The organism is Pseudomonas sp. HMWF006, assembly GCF_003061205.1.
Lineage (GTDB): Bacteria > Pseudomonadota > Gammaproteobacteria > Pseudomonadales > Pseudomonadaceae > Aquipseudomonas > Aquipseudomonas monsensis.
This window is the reverse complement of sequence record NZ_QAIU01000637.1, coordinates 11,365-12,949: the sequence shown is the minus strand read 5'-3', so window position 1 is coordinate 12,949 and position 1,585 is coordinate 11,365. Positions and strand designations below refer to the sequence as shown.

The window sequence follows — 1,585 nt, the reverse complement described above, 5'->3', positions numbered from 1 at the left end:
GTGCAGTGGCGGTGCCCATGTCCTTGATCGACACTTCGCCCATGTTGACCGAAATGGTTTTGTTGCTTCCGGCGCCTTCAACCGAGCAGGCATCGTTGTTGATGGTGCCGGTGAAGTTGATGGTGCCGCTGCCGGCCTTGGTTGGTGCTGGCGGAGCCGGTGGATCTTCTGCCAGCGCATTGCCCGTGGCGGCAATGATCGAAAGTGCGAGAAGTGCGCGAGTCAGCTTTTTCATGTTGTTTTCCAATGGTTGGGGTTAAAACAACAACACGATATAGCGCGCACTTTTGCTGGAACATCAGACGATTCCTAGAAGTCGTCTTTAACTGGAAAGTCATTATCTGTTAGTTAAACAAGTTGCGTTCTATGCAATAAGCCAATAAGTCCTGATCACTGCTGACTTCAAGTTTGCGCATGGCCGATATCTTTTGAGTGCTGATCGTCTTGGCGCTTCTGTTCAACCCACGGGCAATGTCGCTGACGCCCAGCCCCGAGACAAACAAACGCAATATTTCGTGCTCCTTGGGCGACAGTCGGGTAAAGCGTTCGTCGAGGTCAGCGTTGTCGACAATCACGGAAGTCGGCGGCGGTCCGTTGCTGCGTACCGGATTACCCCGGGCAATGGCCTTGAGCGCCGTTTCGATTTCGTTGTGCAGCTGGTTTTTCTGAATGATCGCCAGCACCCCGAGTTCTTGCAGGCGCGTCAGGATCAGAGGGTTGGAAATCATCGTCAGCACCAGCACGCGGACGCCGGGGTAGTGCCGCGTCAGGTAGTCCACCAGTTTCAGACCATCGCCGTAGGTCGAGTCGCCGGGCATGTTGAAATCGGTGATGACCAGATCCACCCGGCGGGTTTCGAGCAGGTTGATCAGTTCGCTGGAGCAAACGGCTTCGCCCACCACGCGAAAGCGCTGGTCACGCTCAACCAGCTCGCGTACCCCCAGCAGAACGATGGGATGGTCATCGGCAATGACTACGTTCAGGGTTTCCATGGCTGCTTTATCCAGAGTGAAATTATTCAAGGGTATCCAACAGATCTTTCAATCGAGCCAGATGCTGGCGGACTTCCAGGTCCAGGGCGCGGGTCACGGCCATGCCGTGTAAACGACACTCCAGTTCGACAAACGCTGTGGCCATGGCTTCGACCTGCACCGCACCCAGCGCGCCGGCCATGCTGTGCAACTGCTGCGCCACGCGATTGGCATCGGCGCTGTCCAGTGCCGTCAGGGTCGTGTGTATGTCCTGGCGCAGAGTGGTGACAAATAGTTCGCGCATTTTCGGCGACAGCTGGATCGGCGCGGCGGTGGCCTCCGGCAGGGCGACCTTGCAGTGTTTTTCCAGGTGCGCGCGCAGGGGGGCAAGGTTCAGCGGTTTGACCATCCACGCGTTCATGCCCACCGCAGCGCAGCGTTCGCCTTCTTCGCGCAGGGCGTTGGCGGTGACGCCGATAATCGGCACGGTCTGGTCCCGTTGGCGCAATGCTTCTGCCAATTGGTAGCCGTTGATGATCGGCATGCTGACGTCGGTCAGCACCAGATCGAAGCGCCCCGGCGACCACTGCGCCAGCGCCTGTTCGCCATTGGCG

Annotated in this window: 2 protein-coding genes and 1 pseudogene; all 3 read right to left on the bottom strand. The window is 58.0% G+C overall.

The window, feature by feature from the left end:
- Positions 1 to 175, bottom strand: a pseudogene (locus tag DBR24_RS34395) (type 1 fimbrial protein); the annotation flags it as partial.
- A gap of 169 nt (positions 176 to 344) precedes the next feature.
- On the bottom strand, positions 345 to 992 hold the full coding sequence (locus DBR24_RS29555) for a response regulator (RefSeq protein ID WP_123462406.1): 648 nt from the start codon (positions 990 to 992) through the stop codon (positions 345 to 347).
- A 22-nt stretch (positions 993 to 1,014) separates the two neighbouring features.
- A partial coding sequence (locus DBR24_RS34390; RefSeq protein WP_256591972.1) for a response regulator occupies positions 1,015 to 1,585 on the bottom strand: 571 nt, incomplete at its 5' end.